The organism is Agromyces sp. Leaf222 (assembly GCF_001421565.1).
GTDB lineage: Bacteria > Actinomycetota > Actinomycetes > Actinomycetales > Microbacteriaceae > Agromyces.
This window is the reverse complement of sequence record NZ_LMKQ01000001.1, coordinates 1,936,652-1,954,263: the sequence shown is the minus strand read 5'-3', so window position 1 is coordinate 1,954,263 and position 17,612 is coordinate 1,936,652. Positions and strand designations below refer to the sequence as shown.

At 70.9% G+C, this 17,612-nt stretch carries 19 protein-coding genes, 2 tRNA genes and 1 riboswitch; of the genes, 9 read left to right on the top strand and 12 right to left on the bottom strand.

Going from position 1 to position 17,612, the window contains the following annotated elements:
- Positions 1-6: 6 nt before the first annotated feature.
- The 4 genes from ASE68_RS08585 to ssb all read right to left on the bottom strand — a co-directional run bounded on the left by ASE68_RS08585 (position 7) and on the right by ssb (position 3,311).
- Complete coding sequence (locus ASE68_RS08585) at positions 7-483, bottom strand: thioesterase family protein (protein ID WP_055857422.1); 477 nt, start codon at positions 481-483, stop codon at positions 7-9.
- A 1-nt stretch (position 484) separates the two neighbouring features.
- Positions 485-2,167 carry an energy-dependent translational throttle protein EttA gene (ettA, locus tag ASE68_RS08580; protein ID WP_055857418.1) on the bottom strand — a complete coding sequence of 561 codons (1,683 nt, stop codon included), beginning with the start codon at positions 2,165-2,167 and terminating at the stop codon, positions 485-487.
- A gap of 5 nt (positions 2,168-2,172) precedes the next feature.
- A complete protein-coding gene (locus ASE68_RS08575) occupies positions 2,173-2,655 on the bottom strand; it encodes a hypothetical protein (RefSeq protein WP_055857416.1) in 483 nt (160 codons plus the stop codon).
- Between the two features lie 71 nt (positions 2,656-2,726).
- On the bottom strand, positions 2,727-3,311 hold the full coding sequence (ssb, locus tag ASE68_RS08570) for a single-stranded DNA-binding protein (RefSeq protein WP_055857413.1): 585 nt from the start codon (positions 3,309-3,311) through the stop codon (positions 2,727-2,729).
- A gap of 261 nt (positions 3,312-3,572) precedes the next feature.
- On the opposite strand from ssb, the gene ASE68_RS08565 reads away from it, so the two are divergent.
- Together ASE68_RS08565 and ASE68_RS08560 are read left to right on the top strand one after the other, a co-directional pair.
- Positions 3,573-4,580 (top strand): aldo/keto reductase, encoded by a 1,008-nt coding sequence (locus ASE68_RS08565; protein ID WP_055857410.1) that lies wholly within the window; start codon positions 3,573-3,575, stop codon positions 4,578-4,580.
- A gap of 115 nt (positions 4,581-4,695) precedes the next feature.
- Positions 4,696-5,370 (top strand): hypothetical protein, encoded by a 675-nt coding sequence (locus ASE68_RS08560; RefSeq protein WP_055857407.1) that lies wholly within the window; start codon positions 4,696-4,698, stop codon positions 5,368-5,370.
- A 121-nt stretch (positions 5,371-5,491) separates the two neighbouring features.
- Here the strand turns inward: ASE68_RS08560 and nadE are convergent, their stop codons facing one another.
- A complete protein-coding gene (gene nadE, locus ASE68_RS08555; protein WP_055857404.1) occupies positions 5,492-6,313 on the bottom strand; it encodes an ammonia-dependent NAD(+) synthetase in 822 nt (273 codons plus the stop codon).
- A 181-nt stretch (positions 6,314-6,494) separates the two neighbouring features.
- Between nadE and ASE68_RS08550 the strand changes: the two genes are divergently transcribed.
- From ASE68_RS08550 to ASE68_RS08520, 7 genes are all read left to right on the top strand, one after another.
- Positions 6,495-7,712: a cation:proton antiporter gene (locus ASE68_RS08550; protein WP_055857402.1), complete on the top strand. Its 1,218-nt coding sequence runs from the start codon at positions 6,495-6,497 to the stop codon at positions 7,710-7,712.
- A 31-nt stretch (positions 7,713-7,743) separates the two neighbouring features.
- A tRNA-Arg gene (locus ASE68_RS08545) sits at positions 7,744-7,816 on the top strand.
- 77 nt (positions 7,817-7,893) lie between these two features.
- Complete coding sequence (orn, locus tag ASE68_RS08540; RefSeq protein WP_055857399.1) at positions 7,894-8,514, top strand: oligoribonuclease; 621 nt, start codon at positions 7,894-7,896, stop codon at positions 8,512-8,514.
- Positions 8,515-8,556: 42 nt separating this feature from the next.
- A tRNA-His gene (locus ASE68_RS08535) sits at positions 8,557-8,632 on the top strand.
- A gap of 156 nt (positions 8,633-8,788) precedes the next feature.
- Positions 8,789-9,562, top strand: coding sequence for an acyltransferase (locus tag ASE68_RS08530; RefSeq protein ID WP_055861023.1), 774 nt, complete (start codon positions 8,789-8,791; stop codon positions 9,560-9,562).
- A gap of 67 nt (positions 9,563-9,629) precedes the next feature.
- Complete coding sequence (locus ASE68_RS08525; RefSeq protein WP_055857397.1) at positions 9,630-9,977, top strand: metallopeptidase family protein; 348 nt, start codon at positions 9,630-9,632, stop codon at positions 9,975-9,977.
- A gap of 24 nt (positions 9,978-10,001) precedes the next feature.
- A complete protein-coding gene (locus tag ASE68_RS08520; RefSeq protein ID WP_082462130.1) occupies positions 10,002-11,258 on the top strand; it encodes a hypothetical protein in 1,257 nt (418 codons plus the stop codon).
- Between the two features lie 46 nt (positions 11,259-11,304).
- On the opposite strand, the gene ASE68_RS08515 is transcribed toward ASE68_RS08520, so the two are convergent.
- From ASE68_RS08515 to ASE68_RS08485, 7 genes are all read right to left on the bottom strand, one after another.
- Positions 11,305-11,883 (bottom strand): hypothetical protein, encoded by a 579-nt coding sequence (locus tag ASE68_RS08515; protein WP_055857390.1) that lies wholly within the window; start codon positions 11,881-11,883, stop codon positions 11,305-11,307.
- Positions 11,867-12,646, bottom strand: coding sequence for an energy-coupling factor transporter transmembrane protein EcfT (locus ASE68_RS08510; RefSeq protein ID WP_055857386.1), 780 nt, complete (start codon positions 12,644-12,646; stop codon positions 11,867-11,869). Before ASE68_RS08510 ends, ASE68_RS08515 begins: the two co-directional genes overlap by 17 nt.
- On the bottom strand, positions 12,643-14,091 hold the full coding sequence (locus tag ASE68_RS08505) for an ABC transporter ATP-binding protein (RefSeq protein ID WP_082462129.1): 1,449 nt from the start codon (positions 14,089-14,091) through the stop codon (positions 12,643-12,645). Before ASE68_RS08505 ends, ASE68_RS08510 begins: the two co-directional genes overlap by 4 nt.
- Positions 14,092-14,180: 89 nt before the next feature.
- Complete coding sequence (locus tag ASE68_RS08500; RefSeq protein ID WP_055857385.1) at positions 14,181-14,825, bottom strand: ECF transporter S component; 645 nt, start codon at positions 14,823-14,825, stop codon at positions 14,181-14,183.
- Between the two features lie 37 nt (positions 14,826-14,862).
- Positions 14,863-14,974: riboswitch (TPP riboswitch) on the bottom strand.
- Between the two features lie 81 nt (positions 14,975-15,055).
- On the bottom strand, positions 15,056-15,400 hold the full coding sequence (locus ASE68_RS08495) for a hypothetical protein (protein WP_055861019.1): 345 nt from the start codon (positions 15,398-15,400) through the stop codon (positions 15,056-15,058).
- 30 nt (positions 15,401-15,430) lie between these two features.
- Positions 15,431-16,789, bottom strand: coding sequence for a DNA polymerase IV (locus ASE68_RS08490; RefSeq protein ID WP_082462128.1), 1,359 nt, complete (start codon positions 16,787-16,789; stop codon positions 15,431-15,433).
- Positions 16,790-16,833: 44 nt separating this feature from the next.
- On the bottom strand, positions 16,834-17,433 hold the full coding sequence (locus ASE68_RS08485; protein ID WP_055857382.1) for a hypothetical protein: 600 nt from the start codon (positions 17,431-17,433) through the stop codon (positions 16,834-16,836).
- Between the last annotated feature and the right edge of the window lie 179 nt (positions 17,434-17,612).

The following is a 17,612-nucleotide window of genomic DNA, read 5'->3' as shown; positions in this document are numbered from 1 at the left end:
TCGCGGTCAGCGGCGGCGGAACTCGATGGGCGCCTCGAGATACGGCGTCCACGCATCGCGCTCGACCGAGGTGATGCGCCGCGGACGCTCGGACTCCGCGTCGACCAGCACGATCGTCGTCGCCGCGCGCGTGTGGAGCACCCTGGGCTCGACCCCGACGGGCGAGTACACCTCGTAGCAGACGTCGAGGCTGGCACCGCCGAGGGTGCCGATCCACAGTTCGATGTCGAGCGGCAGACGCTGATACGGGATCGGCGCGAGGTACTCGACCTCTTGACGGGCGATCAACGAGAGCGTGCTCGAACCGGGTGTGGCGTCGATAACCGCAGTCGATGCGCCGACCGCGTGCTCGGACGTCGATTCACTCACCCAGAACGCCTGGATGCGAGCCTCCTCGAGGAGGCTCAGCATCCGGGCGTTGTTGACGTGCCCGTATGCGTCGAGATCTCCCCAACGCAACGGAGTCGGCACGTGCAGGCGCATGTCAGTCGCGCGTGAGCTTGCGGTACGCCGAACGGTGGGGCTTCGCGGCGTCGGGGCCCAGGCGCTCGACCTTGTTGGCCTCGTAAGACTCGAAGTTGCCCTCGAACCAGTGCCAGTACGACGGGTTCTCCTCGGTGCCCTCGTACGCGAGGATGTGCGTCGCGATGCGGTCGAGGAACCACCGGTCGTGGGTGATGACCACGGCGCAGCCGGGGAACTCGAGCAGTGCGTTCTCGAGGCTCGACAGCGTCTCGACGTCGAGGTCGTTGGTGGGCTCGTCGAGGAGCAGCAGGTTGCCGCCCTGCTTGAGCGTGAGCGCGAGGTTGAGGCGGTTGCGCTCACCGCCCGACAGGATGCCGGCGCGCTTCTGCTGGTCTGGGCCCTTGAAGCCGAACGTCGACACGTAGGCGCGGCTCGGAACCTCGGTCCTGCCGACCTGGATGTAGTCGAGTCCGTCGGAGACGACCTCCCAGAGCGACTTGTTGGGGTCGATGCCGCCGCGCGACTGGTCGACGTAGGAGATCTTGACGGTCTCGCCGATCTTCACGTTGCCGGCGTCGCTCGGCTCGAGGCCGACGATCGTCTTGAACAGCGTGGTCTTGCCGACGCCGTTGGGGCCGATGATGCCGACGATGCCGTTGCGCGGGAGCGAGAAGCTCAGGCCGTCGATGAGCGTGCGGTCGCCGAACCCCTTCTTGAGGTTCTTGACCTCGAGCACGATGTCGCCGAGACGCGGACCCGCGGGGATCTGGATCTCCTCGAAGTCGAGCTTGCGCGTGCGCTCGGCCTCGGTCGCCATCTCCTCGTAGCGGGCGAGGCGGGCCTTGGACTTCGCCTGACGGCCCTTCGCGTTCGAGCGCACCCAGTCGAGTTCCTCGGCGAGGCGCTTCGCGAGCTTCGCGTCCTTCTTGCCCTGGACGGTGAGTCGTTCCTGCTTCTTCTCGAGGTAGGTCGAGTAGTTGCCCTCGTACGGGTAGAGGCGACCGCGGTCGACCTCGCAGATCCACTCGGCCACGTGGTCGAGGAAGTACCGGTCGTGGGTCACGGCGAGTACGGCGCCGGGGTACTTCGCGAGGTGCTGCTCGAGCCAGAGCACGCTCTCGGCGTCGAGGTGGTTGGTGGGTTCGTCGAGCAGCAGCAGGTCGGGCTTCTGCAGCAGCAGCTTGCAGAGCGCGACGCGACGCTTTTCACCGCCGGAGAGCACGGAGACCTGCTCGTCGCCCGGCGGGCAGCGCAGGGCGTCCATCGCCTGCTCGAGCTGCGAGTCGAGGTCCCACGCATCGGCGGCGTCGATCGCCTCCTGCAGCGTGCCCATCTCGGCGAGCAGTGCGTCGAAGTCGGCGTCGGGCTCGGCCATCGCGAGGGAGATCGCGTTGAAGCGATCGACCTTCTCCTTGATCGGGCCGACGCCCTCCTGCACGTTCTCGAGCACCGTCTTGGACTCGTCGAGGACGGGCTCCTGCATCAGGATGCCGACCGAGTAGCCGGGGGTGAGCTTCGCCTCGCCGTTGGAGGGCTGGTCGAGTCCGGCCATGATCTTGAGGATCGTGGACTTACCCGCACCGTTCGGGCCGACGACGCCGATCTTCGCCCCTGGGAGGAACGCCATCGTCACGTCGTCGAGAATGACCTTGTCGCCGACCGCCTTGCGGGCGCGCACCATCGAGTAAATGTAATCCGCCATATCGCCTACCAGTCTATGGGTCGTGTCTGCCCGATGAGACAGCCGCCGGTGCCGAGCCCGGGCTTGACGGCGCCGTGGTAGCCGCCCGACTTGGGGCCGTACTGCCCTACGAGGCACTCGTCGTTGAAGAGCACCGAGAACTGCACCGAATCGGCCGGTTCGCCGAGCGTCGTCTGATCGGAGGTGACCTGCATGGCCGCCCGGTCGAACCCGGCGGCCGTCAGCGCGTCGATGAAGTCGCGCCCGCCGGCGGCCGCGTTCGCCGCCACGACCTGCTGGTTGACCTGATCGAAGAACGGGAGGTTCTCGGCGGCCGGGAGGTCGGGGTGCAGCCCCACCGGCGCGGTCGTCGCCTCGCCGGTCGGCACCGGGCGAGCGGTCGAAGGGGACGGCGACGGCGACGGCGACCCCGTGCAGCCCGTCAGCACGGCCACGAACAACGCGGCCCCGGCGATCGCCAGGGCCGCGGAAGCGCTGTGCCGTGCCATCGTTCCCCCATCGGGATGCCCTCGAATGCATCCGAAGGCGATTCTAGGCGCAGCGCGCTGCTCGATGCCGGTCAGAACGGGAGCGCGACCGCCTCCTCGTCGACGCGCGCTCCGCGCTCGTCGGGGTCGACGGACGCGGGGCCGTCGCCGTCTCGGTCGGACTCGGGTTCGGACGCGAATGCGACCGCGGCCCGCGCCTCGGCGTCGGCCGCGGCGTCGGCTGGGTCGGCCGGCCACCCCTCGGCGGTGACGGACGAGGAGGCGCCGGTTGCGGCATCCGCACCGCCGGACGAGCCCGACGCGCGGGTCTTCGTCAGGGCGCTGGTGCCCCAGGTGAGGTCGTGCCCGACCGCCTCGGCGTCGATCTCGATCGCGGTTCCGGACTTCTCGCCGCTCTCCCATGCGCGCAGGCGCAGGCGGCCGGTCACGACGACGCGATCGCCGCGACGGATCGACACGGAGGCGTTCTTCGCGAGCTGGCGGAAGGTCGAGACGGTGTACCAGTTGGTGTCCCCGTCCTCCCACGTGCCCTTGACGCGGTCGAAGATGCGCCTGGTCGAGGCGAGGCGGAACGAGGTGATCGTGAGGCCCTGGCTCGTGGTGTGCACGCGCGGGTCGCTGCCCACGGCGCCGATCACGGTGATGTTGTCGGTCATGTCTGCTCCAATTCGGTGGTGCGGATGTCGGATGGCGGATGTCGGTGGCACGAGCGGCGTGGTGCGAGTGGTCGAGCGTGCCGGCCTGGGCCGGGCCGCGGCATCCGGTGCCTCGTGCCGTTTCAGGTCCGGATGCCGCGTGGCCCAACCCTCGCCGCTCGGCCGGGTGCACATGGCGGCCGATCCCGATCGGTGCGGACCGCACGCGCACATGGCCTCCGGGGAGGACGAGTCGTCGGCGGGCCCCAATAGAGTCGACCCATGAGCTATCAGGCAGACCCGGCACGTTACGAGTCCATGCAGTACAACCGAATCGGCCGCAGCGGGCTGAAGCTGCCCGCGCTCTCGCTCGGCCTCTGGCACAACTTCGGACACGACCGCCCGCTCGACACGCAGCGCGCCATCGTGCGTCGCGCATTCGACCTCGGCATCACGCACTTCGACCTCGCGAACAACTACGGTCCGCCCTACGGCAGCGCCGAGGAGAACTTCGGCCGCATCCTCGCCACCGACCTCGCGCCCTACCGCGACGAGATCATCGTCTCGTCGAAGGCCGGCTACGACATGTGGCCCGGCCCCTACGGCGACCACGGCTCGCGCAAGTACCTGCTCGCGTCGCTCGACCAGAGCCTCGGGCGCCTCGGCCTCGACTACGTCGACATCTTCTACTCGCACCGGCCCGACCCCGAGACCCCGATCGAGGAGACGATGGGCGCGCTCGTGAGCGCGGTCCGCCAGGGCAAGGCGCTCTACGTGGGCATCTCGAACTACTCGCCCGAGCAGACCGCGGCCGCAGCCGCAGCGCTGGCCGCCGAGGGTGTTCCGCTGCTGATCCACCAGCCGCGCTACTCGATGTTCGACCGGCACATCGAGGATGGGCTCTTCCCGGTGCTCGAAGAGGTCGGCGCGGCGAGCATCGTCTTCTCGCCGCTCGCACAGGGGTTGCTGACCGACCGCTACATCTCGGGCGAGGTGCCCGCGGACTCGCGAGCGGCCACCAGCCGGTTCCTCTCCCCCGATCGCATCAGCGCCGACTACCTCGAGCGCGTCCGAGGACTCGCCGAGATCGCCGACGGACGTGGGCAGAGCGTCGCCCAGCTCGCGCTGTCGTGGGTGCTCCGCCAGCCGCTCGTCGCGAGCGCGCTGATCGGCGCGTCGAGCGTCGCGCAGCTCGAGCAGAACGTCGCGACCCTCGAAGCCCCGGCCCTGACCGAAGACGAGATCGCGCGCATCGAGCCGTTCGCCGCACACGGCACCACCCTCGGCTGACCCGGCGCCATCCGACGGTGCGTCCGCGACGTCGAGGTCGATGTCGACGGGCGCACCATCGGGCGCGCCGGTGATGCTGCCGAGCGGATGCCTCGCGAGCCGTTAGCCTTCGCTCATGCAGTGGTGGAACGAATTCATCTCATGGCTCACCTCGAGCGAGGCGGAGTCGACCGTCTTCGCGGCCGCCGTGCTCTTCGTCGCGGTCGTGGTCGCGGCGTTGCTCGGCGCCTGGATCGCGACGAGCGCCGTCCGGCGCATCGTCGCGCAGCGCGACCGCGAACTCAAGACCGCGGCCATCGCGGCACTCGTCGATGCGGCGACCGAGGCCTCGGTCTGGAACTCGCTCACTCCGCAGGAGCAGGTGCTCGCCGACCGCACGGTCGGCCAGGCCGACATCCACGTTCGGCTCCTGCCGATCCGCGGTTCGGATGTCGCGGCGAACTGGGCGGCGCACCAGCTGCACGAGCTGAAGCGCGCTTCGGCGACCTTCGGCTACCAGCTCGACCCCGCGGTCGCCGAGTTCCGCGACCGGTTGCTCGACTGGCAGCGCCACCCGGCCCGGGCGCGCAAGCAGTTCCAGAACGACCTCGTGCGCTGGCGCGCGCAGCGTCAGGAGCCCGACCAGGCCGCGCTCGAGGAGCAGGACACCTGGGTCGCGGAGCAGCATCACGAGCGCTACCGCTCGGCCACCGAGATCTCCTCGCCCGCCGAGCCGGCACGAGACACCGCGCCGACTCCGACGCAGGCCGTCGCCCAGCCGACCCAGCCCCTCGACGACGCCCGCGCCTGAGCGCGGATCCCCTTCACGGCTGAGGCCCCACCCGCTCCGGGTGGGGCCCTCGGTCATCTCCGCGGCCGCATGGTCGCCAGGAGGGCGACGGCGGCGAACGTCGGCGACGGCGGCGACTGGCTCAGCGCCACCAGTCGTCGAACATCGAGACCGGCTCGGTGCGCTTGTGCCTGGTCTGCAGGTACCTCGCCTCGATGCGCTCGGCGACGTCGTCGGCGATCTCCTCGCCCTCGAGGAACGCATCGATGTCCGCGTACTCGAGGCCGAGGTTCGCCTCGTCGGCCTGGCCGGGCTCGCCGTCGAGCAGGTCGGCGGTGGGCGTCTTCAGGTACAGCCGATCGGGCGCCCCGAGGTACTGCAGCAGGGCGCGCCCCTGCCGCTTCGTCAGGCCGGTGAGCGGCAGCACGTCGGCACCGCCGTCGCCGAACTTCGTGAAGAACCCCGTGACCGCCTCGGCCGCATGGTCGGTGCCCACGACGAGCAGTCCGGCCTCGCCCGCGAGCGCGTACTGGGCGACCATGCGCATGCGCGCCTTCACGTTGCCCTTGCCGAAGTCGCTGATCGGCGCGCCCGCGGCATCCGAGAAGTCCGCTGCGAGCCCGTCGACGCCCTGACGGATGTTGAAGGTCACGACCTCCTGCGGCTCGATGAATTCGAGCGCGAGCGCGGCATCCGCCTCGTCGTGTTGGACGCCGTACGGAAGGCGGACGGCGATGAAGCGCGAGGGAAGGCCCTCGGCCACGAGTTCGTCGACGGCGACGCGGCACAGGCGGCCGGCGAGCGAGGAGTCCTGTCCTCCGGAGATGCCGAGCACGAGGCCGGCCGCGCCGGTCGTGCGCAGGTAGTCCTTGAGGAACTCGACCCGTGCCCGAACCTCCTCGGCGGGCTCGACGGACGGCTTGACGTTGAGTTCGGCGATGATGCTCGCCTGGAGGTCTCGCATGCGACGACGATACCGCCAGCGTGTTTCGATGACGCTACGCCGGAGGCCGCATGGTGGACGGCCCTCCAGAGTCGCGCGGTTCCCGGGCCGCGCGCCTGCCAGTGCCGAGCCGTTTGCACCTCCCGACACTTGGATAGCATCGGGCAGGGGTGCGCGCTCGCGCCCGTCCGAGGGGGTAGACGTGGAGATCTCGATCGGCACCATGGTGCTCATCCCGTTGGTGGCGGTCGCGGCGCCGCTGCTCGTGCGCGCCGTCGGCGTCTGGGTCGCCGTGCCGCTCGTCGTGTTCGAGATCGTCCTCGGCATCCTGCTCGGCCCCTCCGTCGCCGGGTGGATCGTCCCCGACGACTTCGTCAAGCTGCTCTCGGACCTCGGGCTCGCGATGCTCTTCTTCCTCGCGGGCAACGAGATCGACTTCCGGAGGATCCGCGGGCGGCCGCTCTCCCGCGCCGCGATCGGCTGGATCATCTCGCTCGCAGCCGGATTCGGCATCGCCGTGCTGCTGGCCCCCGACCTCCCCTCTGCCGCCTTCATCGGCATCGCGCTGACCTCGACGGCGCTCGGCACGGTCATGCCGATCCTCCGCGATGCTGGCGACCTGAAGACGCCGTTCGGCATCGGCGTCATCGCCCTCGGCGCCATCGGCGAGTTCGGGCCGCTCCTCGCGATCTCGCTCTTCCTCACCGGGCGAACACCGGTCCTCGCGGCGATCGTCCTGGTGGGGTTCGCGCTGGTCGCCGGCGTGGCGATCTATATGGCGGCCAAGGGCCACGGCGATCGCCTTCACGTGGTGATCACCGCGACGATGCACACGAGCGCCCAGTTCGGCGTGCGCCTCGTGGTGCTCGTGCTCGTCGCGCTGCTGGCGCTCAGCATCGTGCTCGACCTGGACATGCTCCTCGGCGCGTTCACCGCGGGCGTGCTCTTCCGGGTGCTCATCTCGGGCGCACCCGAATCCGACCGGAAGCTGCTGGAGACGAAGGTCGAGGCGCTCGGATACGGCTTCCTCGTTCCGGTGTTCTTCATCATGACGGGCGTGACCTTCGATCTCGAGGCGCTCGGCGACCCCGCGACGCTGGCCCTCGTGCCCCTGTTCGTGGTGCTGCTGCTCGTCGTGCGCGGCATCCCCTCGATCCTCGCCGCCCCCGTCGGGGCCGACCGCTGGACCGTCGCGGCGACCGCCCTGTTCGGCGCGACCGGCCTGCCGATCATCGTCGCCGTCACCGGCATCGGCATCGACACGGGCGACCTCGAGACCGGTGTCGCGGCGGCCCTCGTCGGGTCGGGCATGATCTCGGTGCTCCTGTTCCCCCTCATCGGCCTCGCGCTGAGGAAGCGGGCTTCGGATGCCACGGGCCGGCGCATCGACGACGACACCGAGGTGCCCGTCGAGGGCTAGCGGGCAGAAGCCCGGTAAGCTTGGCGAGCCGGCCCCCGTAGCTCAGCGGATAGAGCAGCAGCCTTCTAATCTGACGGTCGCAGGTTCGATTCCTGCCGGGGGCACCGAAGAACGGCGCCGGTGCGTGCCCGGCACGGTGCGACATCCGCCCGTGTCGGAGCGCACCGGTAGACTCGCGGTCATGGCAACAGCGAGCGACCGACTGGTCTGGATCGACTGCGAGATGACCGGCCTCGACCTCGAGGTCGACGAGCTCGTCGAGATCGCCGTCGTGATCACCGATTACGACCTCAACCCCGTCGACGAGGGCCTGGACATCGTGATCCGACCCGACGCGAGCGCACTCGAGAACATGGGCGACTTCGTCCGCAACATGCACACCGAGTCCGGCCTCATCGAGGAGATCCCCAACGGGGTCACCGTCGCCGACGCCGAGTACCAGGTGCTCGAGTACGTGCTCAAGCACGTCCCCGAAGAGCAGAAGGCGCCGCTCGCCGGCAACTCCATCGGCACCGACCGCGCGTTCCTCGCCAAGCAGATGCCACGCCTCGACGGGCACCTGCACTACCGCAACGTCGACGTCTCCTCGATCAAGGAGCTCGCTCGCCGGTGGTACCCACGCGCGTACTTCCAGTCGCCCGCGAAGAACGGCGGGCACCGCGCCCTCGCCGACATCCTCGAGTCGATCCGAGAGCTGCGCTACTACCGGCGCGCCGTCTTCGTCGCCGACCCCGGCCCCACGAGTGCCGAGCTCCACGACATCGCCGAGGCCGTCGTGAACGAGTTCGACGTAAAGGTGTAGTAAGCTCGTCGAGTTGCCTGATCGCATGTCGATCAGGTCATGGTGGGTATAGCTCAGTTGGTAGAGCGCCTGGTTGTGGTCCAGGAGGTCGCGGGTTCAAGCCCCGTTACTCACCCCAAAGTTTCTCTGCGCAGTGCTCGATCGGTCGTGTTCGCACGCCGCGCGACGCTACGCGAACCGCATCGCCCAGTGCCAGCCGCACGTGTCCGCCCAGTTCGATCCAGCGGGCGCTCCCCGCGACGCACACCACGCCCGCACCGATGAAGGTACCGACATGGCAAAGGTCTCGTCGCTCGAGCGCTACTCCGACGAGGCCGGCAACGTCATCGAGTACGAGGGCCCGGCGGTTCCCGTGAACATCGTGTTCACCGGTCGCGACAACACCGTACGCATCGCCTCCGATGCGCGGATCGGAACGCTCTCGATCCAGTTCGACTGCGACAACGGCGTGGCCTCGATCGCCTCCTCGAAGGGCGTGCCGGCCTTCTCCGCGAGAATCCGCGTCGGCCAGGACTCCCGCGTGCTCATCGGCGAGAACGTCTCGACCACCGAGCCCGTCGGCATCTCGGCGACCGAGGGCACGACGGTCGAGGTCGGCCGCGACACGATGATCGCGATCGGCGTGCAGTTACGGGCCGACGACGGACACCCGATCTTCGACGTGCGCACCGAACGGCGGGTCAACCTCTCGCGCAGCATCTCGATCGGCCCGCACGTCTGGCTCGCGACGAACGCGACCGTGCTCGGCGGCGTCACCGTCGGCTCCGGTGCCGTCATCGGCTTCGGCAGCATCGTGACGAAGGACGTGCCGAACAACTGCGTGGCGGTGGGCAACCCGGCCCGCGTCGTTCGACGCGACACGGCCTGGGAACGTCCCCATCTCTCGCTCGTCCGCCCGTTCTACAAGCCCGATGCCTCGACGGTCCCGCGCACCGCGTACTGGGCGCTCACCGAGGGCCCAGCGCCGAGGCCTCGCAACGTGTGGATCCGACGGCTCCGGCACCCTCGTCGCACGCTCGCAGCCGCCTGGGCCGCCCTGACTCGGTAGGCTGACGAGTCCGGGCGCCGCCCGTCCGCGGTTACCGCGTCACCCCACCAGCCGATCGGAGTCGTCCGTGCAACTCGATGCCGAAGCGTTCGAGGCGCTGGTGGTCGACGAGCTCGACGAGCTGCCCGACGAGATGATCGACGGCCTCGAGAACGTCGTGTTCGTGGTCGAGGACCGCCCCGAAGACGGCTCGCTCGACCTGCTGGGCCTCTACGACGGCTTCGCGCTCACCGAACGCGACCGCTACGGACTCGGCGAGATGCCCGACCGCATCATCCTGTACCGCGAACCGCTGCTCGCCATCTGCGACGACGAGGCCGAACTCCGCGATGAGATCCACGTCACCCTGGTGCACGAGATCGCGCATTTCTACGGCATCGACGACGACCGGCTGCACGAGTTGGGCTGGGCGTGACTCGGTCGCGGTTACGCTGATTCCATGAGTTCCCCCGCTCGCATGCTCGGCATCACCGTCGGCGCACTCGCGATCCTCGGCATCGGCGTCTACGCCCCTGCGATGCTCCTCGGGCCGCTTCCCGAGGTCACCGTGCGCACGGTCGCCGGCGCCGCCGCCCTGCCCGAATCGGCTCCGCTCGCCCTGCCCGAGGCCGGCGCGAGCGCGCTGGCCGTCATGGCCGACGACGGCACGGCGAGCGTGCTCGCGACCGCCGGCGACGGCGAGGCCGTCCCGATGGGCGGTGCGGCGAAGCTCGTGACGCTGCTGGCGACGCTCGACTCGCTCCCGTTGCCCGCTCCCGGCGAGGGCGAGGGCCCGAAGATCAAGATCGGCCCGGCCGACTACACCGACTACCTGCGCTACGAGTCCGAGGGCTCGCGCACGCTGCGGGTCTCCCCCGGCGACTCGTGGACGGAGCGCGACGTCGCGCGGGCGATCCTGCTCACGTCCAGCAACAACCACGCCGACACGCTCGCCCGGTGGGCGTTCGGATCCGTCGACGCCTACGTCGAGGGCGCCAACGCGTGGCTGGCCGATCAGGGCTTCAGCACGATGCACGTCGCCGATGCCACCGGCCTGTCGGGCGAGAACGTGGGCAGCGCCGAAGAGCTCGCGAAGCTCGCCGGCCTGGTGCTCGCCGACCCGAGCCTCGCCGCGATGCTCGAGCACCCGGACGAGGCCGTGTTGAGCGCGCACGCTGCGCCCGACCTCGTCGATCGCACGACCGGCGACGGCGTGCGCGAGATCACGCGCAGCTATACCGACCAGGCCGGGTTGTCGTCGGTCTTCAGCACCGAGGTCCGCGTCGACGGGTCCGATGCATCGCACCAGGTCATCGGCGTGATGATGCTGATGCCCGACTACGAGACGCTCGACCCCGCTATCGAGGCATCCGTCGCCTCCGTGACCGCGGCGGCCGCACCCGTGACCGTCATCGCCGAGGGCACGGCGTACGCGAAGGCCAGTTCGGCGTGGGGTGCCTCCTCCGACGTCGTCGCGACGGTGAGCCGTTCGGAGTCTCCCTGGGGTGCCTCGATCGGCGACGCGACCGTCGACGTCGAGCCGTTCACCACCTCGTCCGACGCGCGCGACATCGGCAGGGTGACCGTCTCGACGGGCGGCGACGCCGTGTCGTCGCCCCTGCGGCTGACGAAGGAGATCCGCGACCCCGGGCCGATCTGGCGGCTCACGCACCCGTTCCCGGTGATCGGCGCCTTCATCGAGGCCCAGGGCCGCTGACGGGTCGACTCGGTGCGCGACCGTGCGCGCCCTCTCGGGCCGGCCGTCAGCGCATCCGCACCCTGATCGTGGCTGCGGATGTCGCGCCCAGGCGCCGCTCGTACCTGCGCCACTGACCATCCCAGACGTCCCAGAACGGGTCGAACGCGCCGGCGTCCCTCGTGAGCGCGCGTTCGCGGCGCTCGGCGTCGGGCGCGTCGACCCGCACGCGAACGGCCGAGCGAACGTCCGGCGCGGTGCCGTGCGCGCCGCAGCCCTCGATCACGAGCGCGTTGCCCGGGCGGAGCGGAGTGACCACGGCGGGCCGGTCCGCCTCCCAGTCCCACCCCTGCGTGCGACCCGGGGTCGAGCGCAGCCACGGCCTGACGAGGCTGCGTTCGAGGCTCTGGACGGCCCGTTCGAGGCCGTACCACCCCGGGTACACGTCGTCGAGGCGAATGAGATCGGGCGCACGCCCCGGCCATGCGGCGACGATCAGATCGGCGAACGTCGACTTGCCCGCGCCACTGGGCCCGTCGATGAGCACGAGCGGTCGACGGATGCCGGTGACGGCCGCTCGCACGGCCTGCAGGGCCGCATCGGGCAGCCGGTGCCCCGCGCGGGCCGGATCACGACCAGACGACATTCCAGCTTCCCGTCGTGACGGCGATCGTCACCGACAGCGCCGCGACGAGGCATCCGACCGCGATCACCAGCCACTCGGTGCGCCCGAAGTGCGCGGGCCTGGCCCACGTGCGCTCGACCTCCGTGCCGAAGCCGCGGGCCTCCATCGCGGTCGCGAGGGTGCTGCCGCGGCGGATCGAGAGCACCAGCATCGCGAACGCCTGCCCGAGGAATCGGAGGAGCATCCCGCGATCGGCGATGCCGCGCGCTCGACGGGCGAGGTTCAGCGTGCGCCAGTCGTCGATCGAGGACCCGACCAGGCGGAGCGCGGCGAGGGCGCCGAGCACGAACCGGGCGGGCAGCCGCAGCGTCTGGGCGAGCCCGTCGGCGAAGTCGGTCGGGTCGATCGTGAGGAACAGCACCACCGCGGGCAGGGCGATCGCGATCACGCGGGCCGTCGTGGCGAGGCCGATCTGCACCGACCCCTCGGTCACGTGGATGAGCCCGAAGTCCCAGAGCGTCGCGCCCGACGGCGCACCGTAGAGCACCATGCTGAGCCCGGTCAGGGGCGCCGCGATCCACACGGGCAGTGTTCGGGGCGACCAGAGCAGTCCGCCGAGGCCGATGAGCGTGAACACGAGCAGCTCGCAGACGATCGCGACGGTCGCCGACACGACATCGAGGGTGAGGATCAGCACGATGCTGAGCGGCACGGTGGCCGCGACCTTCGCGACCGGGTTCACGGCGGCGAGGGGCAAGCCGGGTCGGATGCTCGCGATGCTCATCGGCCGGAACCTCCCCTGCGCTCGGCGACGCCCGCCGAGGTGGTCGCCGCCTGGGTCGAGGCACCCTGTTCGCGCGGGCGCAACTCGAACCGGTCGTCGGCGATCGCGTCGACGAAGACCTCGTCGTGCGTCACCGCGACGAGGGCCACGCCGTCGTCACGGAGGCCGACGAGCAGCTTCGAGAGCTCGCGCCAGGTCGCGGCATCCTGTCCGAAGGTGGGCTCGTCGAGCACGAGCACGCGGGGTCGCGTCGCGATCGCGGTGGCGACCGAGAGCCGTCGCTTCTCGCCCCCGCTGAGGGTGAACGGGTTCGCCCCGGCGAGATGGTCGAGCCGAAGCACGCCGAGCAGCTCGTCGGTGCGGGCCCGTCGCTCACCGGCGCCGAGTTTGAGGGCGCGCGGACCGACCTCGAGCTCGGCGCGCACCGAGCCCGTCAGGAACTGGTGCTCCGGGCTCTGGAACACGGTGCCGATGCGGGTGAGGAGGTCTCGCGAACGCCAGCGCCACGGTTCTGGGCGCAGGCCACGCGTCAGGAGTTCGGATGCCGCGAGGTCGCCGCCCTGGGGCTCGAGCAGGCCCGCGAGGGTCAGCGCCAGGGTCGACTTGCCGACGCCGTTCGGGCCGGCGATCGCCAGCACGCGCCCGGCGTCGACGGTCAGGTCGATGCCGAGCTGCACGGGAGCGCCGGCGGTGCGCCCGATGTCGAGCGCCGAAGCCTCGAGCAGCGGATGCCGCGGGCCGGCCGCCGCTGCGGGTGCACGCCACGGCACCTCGTCTGGCAGCCAGACGCCGGCCGTGCGGAGCTCGTCGGCACGCTCGGCGAGCACCTCGGACGGGCGACCGTCGGCGAGCACGCCGCCCGCCGCGCCGAGCACCACGACGCGGTCGACCACCGGAAGCCAGGTCGAGACCCGGTGCTCGACGACGACGAGCGTCGTGCCGGTGGCCGACGCGACCGCGGCGACGGCGTCGCGCACCTCGCGGACGCCCTCGGGGTCGAGGTTCGCGGTCGGCTCGTCGAGCAGGATCAGGCCCGGCCGCATGGCGAGCACGCCGGCGAGGGCGAGGCGCTGACGCTGGCCGCCCGAGAGCTCGGCCGTGGCGTGCCCGAGCGGGAGGTCGAGGCCGACGGCATCGAGCGCCGAGCGAACCCGCAGCCAGATCTCGTCGCGCGCGACCCCGAGGTTCTCGAGCCCGAATGCCACGTCGTCGCCGACGCGCGCCATGATCACCTGCGCGTCGGGGTCCTGCAGCACGAGCCCGGCCCGGCCGCGGATGGCGGCGGGATGCCGGCCGTCGACGAGCAGCTCGCCGAGCGTCTCCCCGTCGTCGTCGCCGCCGAGCACGCCGGCCATACCGTGCAGCAGCGTGGACTTGCCGGCCCCCGAGGCGCCGAGGAGCAGCACGCGTTCGCCTGGGCCGATCTCGAGGTCGAGGTGCTGCACGGCCGGGTGGCGCCGCCCTCCGTGACGCCATCCCCAGCCGCGTGCGCTGACGGAAGCGGCCGGTGGGCGCGAGTCGCCGTGCACGGCGGCTAGACCGTCCGCAGCTCACGCCCGGCGGCGAACCGGTCGAGCGCCCCAGCCCGTGCGAGTCCGCGAACCGCGAGCCAGGACAGGCCGCCGGCGATCACCGCGCCGCCGAGGACCGCGGAGATCGTGTAGATCGTCGAGAACAGCGGCGCAGCGCCGGCGTAGTAGAGCACGAGGTCGTTGATCGCCATCGCGAGCCCGGCACCCGCCCCCGCGAGGAGCGCGACCGGGAACCGCCAGTTGCGGTAGAGGAAGATCGCGAACACGAGCTCGGCGCCGAGCCCCTGCACGAGGCCCGCCTCGATGGTCAGCAGCCCACCCCACTGGCTCCCGATGAGCGCGGAGACCACGGCCGCGACGAGCTCGGTGTAGAGCGCGGCGCCGGGCTTGCGGATGATGAGCCCGCCCAGCACGCCGGCGATGACCCAGAGCGCCGCGGGAGCCGCCTGCAGTCCGGGGAGCAGCGCCTCGATCGGCGCGGAGATGGGCCCCCACACCACGCCCCAGGCCCAGAAGACGACGCCGACGGCGACGCCGATGACGCTCGCCACGACGATGTCGACGACGCGCCAGCGGAAGCGCGGCGACGACGAGACGGAGGACCCGGGTGCTGCGGTGGCTGCGGCCCGGTTGGTGGATGTGTGCACTGGCGTGCCCTTTCGTTCGAAGGAAAGCGGCACGGGATTGTTGAGATGTGGATGCCTCCCTGCGCTGGCATGATCCAGATCAGGTTCGACGGTCGAAGGTTGAGAACCTTCCTCTCAGCCCGGCTCACCGGACTCCCGTGTTCGTGCACCAGCGTACACGCAGGCGTCACCGTCGCTCGCGCACGAGCATCGCCGCTGCCCGCGAGTTCAGACCTCCGAGTGGGCTCGGCTCAGCGCTTGAGGGCGCGGATCACCGACTTCAACGCGTGCCCGACGACGAACACGAAGGGGGTCGCGACGAGCACGAGCCCGATGACGTTCGGCTCGAACCTCACCCGCCCGCCGCCGCCGACGTAGGCGCCGAGCGGAACCGAGAGCCCGCCTCCTGCGCCGCCGCTTCCGCTGCCGGTGAAGTTGGACGTGGCGTCGCCATTGCCGTTGCCCCCGCCGAACCCGTAGTAGCCGAGGGCGACGGGCACCACCTCGACGCCGTCGATCTCGATCTTGTCGCCGTAGGCGGTCTTCACTCCGACGCCCGCGACGCGCTCTGCCAGGTCCAATACGAGTTCAGCCATGTCGGCCACGCTACCCGTGCCGGGGCGCGGCTACCAGCCCCATCCGGCGGCGGTCGGGTCGAAGGGGGCGTCACCGTCGCCCTCGTCGCGACCGGGTCGAGTGCGGCGCGCCGCCGGCGGCGGCGGCGCAGCGGAGTCGCCAGCGTCGGACCGTGCCGCGCGACGCTGCTCGCGCACCTGCTCGCGCTGCACGAGCGATGCCGGACGCAGGGCGCCCCGCCCGAACTTCGCCGAGACCCGATCGATCGTGCGCTCGGCATCGCGCCACTCCTCGTCGGGGTCCCAGAGCATCGCGCCCGACCCGGATTCGCGGAGGTTCTCGGCGCGCACGCCGATCAGTCGCACCCGCTGACCGTCGCCGATGAGCCCGACGAGCGCCTCGGTCGCCTCGTCGTAGATGCGACGCGCGACATCGGTCGGCTCGCCCAGCGTGCGCGACCTCGTGAGGGTGCGGAAGTCGCCGTAGCGCAGCTTGAGCGAGACGGTGCGAGCCACGAGCCCGGCCTTGCGGAGGCGCACGGCGACGTTGCCCGAGAGCTGCAGCAGTTCACGGCGGATCTCGATGGGATCGACGAGGTCGTGCCCGAAGGTCTGCTCGTGCCCGATGCTCTTCTCGACCCTCGCGGTGTGCACCGCCCGGGGGTCCTCGCCGCGGGCGAGGTGGGCGAGCCGGGCCGCGAGCGAGGGACCGACCGCGCGCTCGAGTGCGCCCGGCGGCATGGCTGCGACGTCGCCGACCGTGCGGAGGCCGAGCCGCAGCAGCGATTCCTCGGTGACCTTGCCGACGCCCCAGAGTGCCGAGACCGGCAACGGATGCAGGAACGCGACCGTCTCGTGCGCCGGCACCACGAGCATGCCGTCGGGCTTCGCCCGCCCCGAGGCGACCTTCGCGACGTACTTCGTGGCCGCGACCCCGATGGAGCAGGTGAGCCCGGTCTCGGCCTGCACGCGCTCGCGGATGGTCCACGCGATCTCGGCCGGCGTGCCGTGCAGGCGCCGGGCGCCCGACACGTCGAGGAACGCCTCGTCGATCGAGAGCGGCTCGACGAGCGGGGTGATCTGCCCGAAGATCTCCATGACCCGCTTCGAGTACGTCGAGTACGACGGGTAGTCGCCGCGCAGCACGATCGCGTTCGGGCAGCGCTGGAGCGCCACCGACATCGGCATGGCCGAGTTCACGCCGTAGCGCCGCGCCTCGTAACTCGCGGCGGCGACGACGCCGCGGCCCGCCGTGCCCCCGACGAGCACGGGCTTGCCGCGCAGCTCGGGCCTGGAGAGCAGCTCGACCGAGACGAAGAAGGCGTCCATGTCGACGTGCAGGATCGGGGTCGCCGAATCATCGACGGGCCCCGTGGTGACCTGTCTCGACGAGCCGTCCTGCTTGCTCACGTGGTGACCCTACCCGCAGCCACCGTCATGCGCCGACTCGGGGCTCAGAAGCCGAAGTCTCCCCCGAAGTCGCCCCCGCCGAAGTCACCGCCGAAGCCACCGTCGCCGCCCGATGCGTCGGAGGCCGTGCCGGACGCGTCCGCTGCGGCACCGCCGGCGACGTCGCCGCCGAAGTCGGGACCGGGAAGGAACGCCTGCGCGATCATCGAACCGACCACGACGCCCGCGACCGTGCCGAGCATCGAGCCGCCGAACATGGAGCCGAAGGACGGACCGCCGTAGGCCGGGCGGCCGTTCGCGGCATCCGTCGCCTGGAACGTTCGCTCCATCGTGCCCGGCGCACGCAGCTCGGCCCGCGTCGCGGCACGGGCCAGAACCGCCGGCTCATCGGAGACGAGCCGCTCGCCCGCAGGAGCCTGAGCGGCCAGCGCGCGATAGACCTGCCCGCGCTGCTCGGGGGTGAGCTTGGCGAACGCCTCGGTGTGCACGGCCTCGATCGACTCGGGCGGGGCGGTACGCAGCAGGTAGCGATACCGCTCGATCGCGCGCTCGTCAGCGGATTGGGTGCGTGCCTGCGGCATCGGTCGCGCGGGCTGGGCTGCGCGGTCGTCGGGTGCGCCGAAGAGTCGATCCAGGAAACCCATGAGTGCTCACCAATCGTTCAGGGGACGACCAGCCTAGGGTTCGCAGCCTCGAACCCGCTGTGAGTGCGCGGCCGGTGACCCTCGCTCGAGACGCACGGCCCGGCCCTGCGGTCGAAGGGCTCGAGCACCGGATGCCGCGAACGGCCGCATCGACGACGACGGGCGGTGCCCGACCGAAG

Coding starts and splice junctions, on each gene's coding strand:
- ASE68_RS08530 (WP_055861023.1), top strand. CDS start 8,789: ATGGCAAAGGTCTCGTCGCTCGAGCGCTACTCCGACGAGGCCGGCAAC.
- ASE68_RS08520 (WP_082462130.1), top strand. CDS start 10,002: ATGAGTTCCCCCGCTCGCATGCTCGGCATCACCGTCGGCGCACTCGCG.
- ASE68_RS08485 (WP_055857382.1), bottom strand. CDS start 17,433: ATGGGTTTCCTGGATCGACTCTTCGGCGCACCCGACGACCGCGCAGCC.
- ssb (WP_055857413.1), bottom strand. CDS start 3,311: ATGACCGACAACATCACCGTGATCGGCGCCGTGGGCAGCGACCCGCGC.
- ettA (WP_055857418.1), bottom strand. CDS start 2,167: ATGGCGGATTACATTTACTCGATGGTGCGCGCCCGCAAGGCGGTCGGC.
- ASE68_RS08565 (WP_055857410.1), top strand. CDS start 3,573: ATGAGCTATCAGGCAGACCCGGCACGTTACGAGTCCATGCAGTACAAC.
- nadE (WP_055857404.1), bottom strand. CDS start 6,313: ATGCGAGACCTCCAGGCGAGCATCATCGCCGAACTCAACGTCAAGCCG.
- ASE68_RS08515 (WP_055857390.1), bottom strand. CDS start 11,883: ATGTCGTCTGGTCGTGATCCGGCCCGCGCGGGGCACCGGCTGCCCGAT.
- ASE68_RS08560 (WP_055857407.1), top strand. CDS start 4,696: ATGCAGTGGTGGAACGAATTCATCTCATGGCTCACCTCGAGCGAGGCG.
- ASE68_RS08575 (WP_055857416.1), bottom strand. CDS start 2,655: ATGGCACGGCACAGCGCTTCCGCGGCCCTGGCGATCGCCGGGGCCGCG.
- ASE68_RS08585 (WP_055857422.1), bottom strand. CDS start 483: ATGCGCCTGCACGTGCCGACTCCGTTGCGTTGGGGAGATCTCGACGCA.
- ASE68_RS08495 (WP_055861019.1), bottom strand. CDS start 15,400: ATGGCTGAACTCGTATTGGACCTGGCAGAGCGCGTCGCGGGCGTCGGA.
- ASE68_RS08510 (WP_055857386.1), bottom strand. CDS start 12,646: ATGAGCATCGCGAGCATCCGACCCGGCTTGCCCCTCGCCGCCGTGAAC.
- orn (WP_055857399.1), top strand. CDS start 7,894: ATGGCAACAGCGAGCGACCGACTGGTCTGGATCGACTGCGAGATGACC.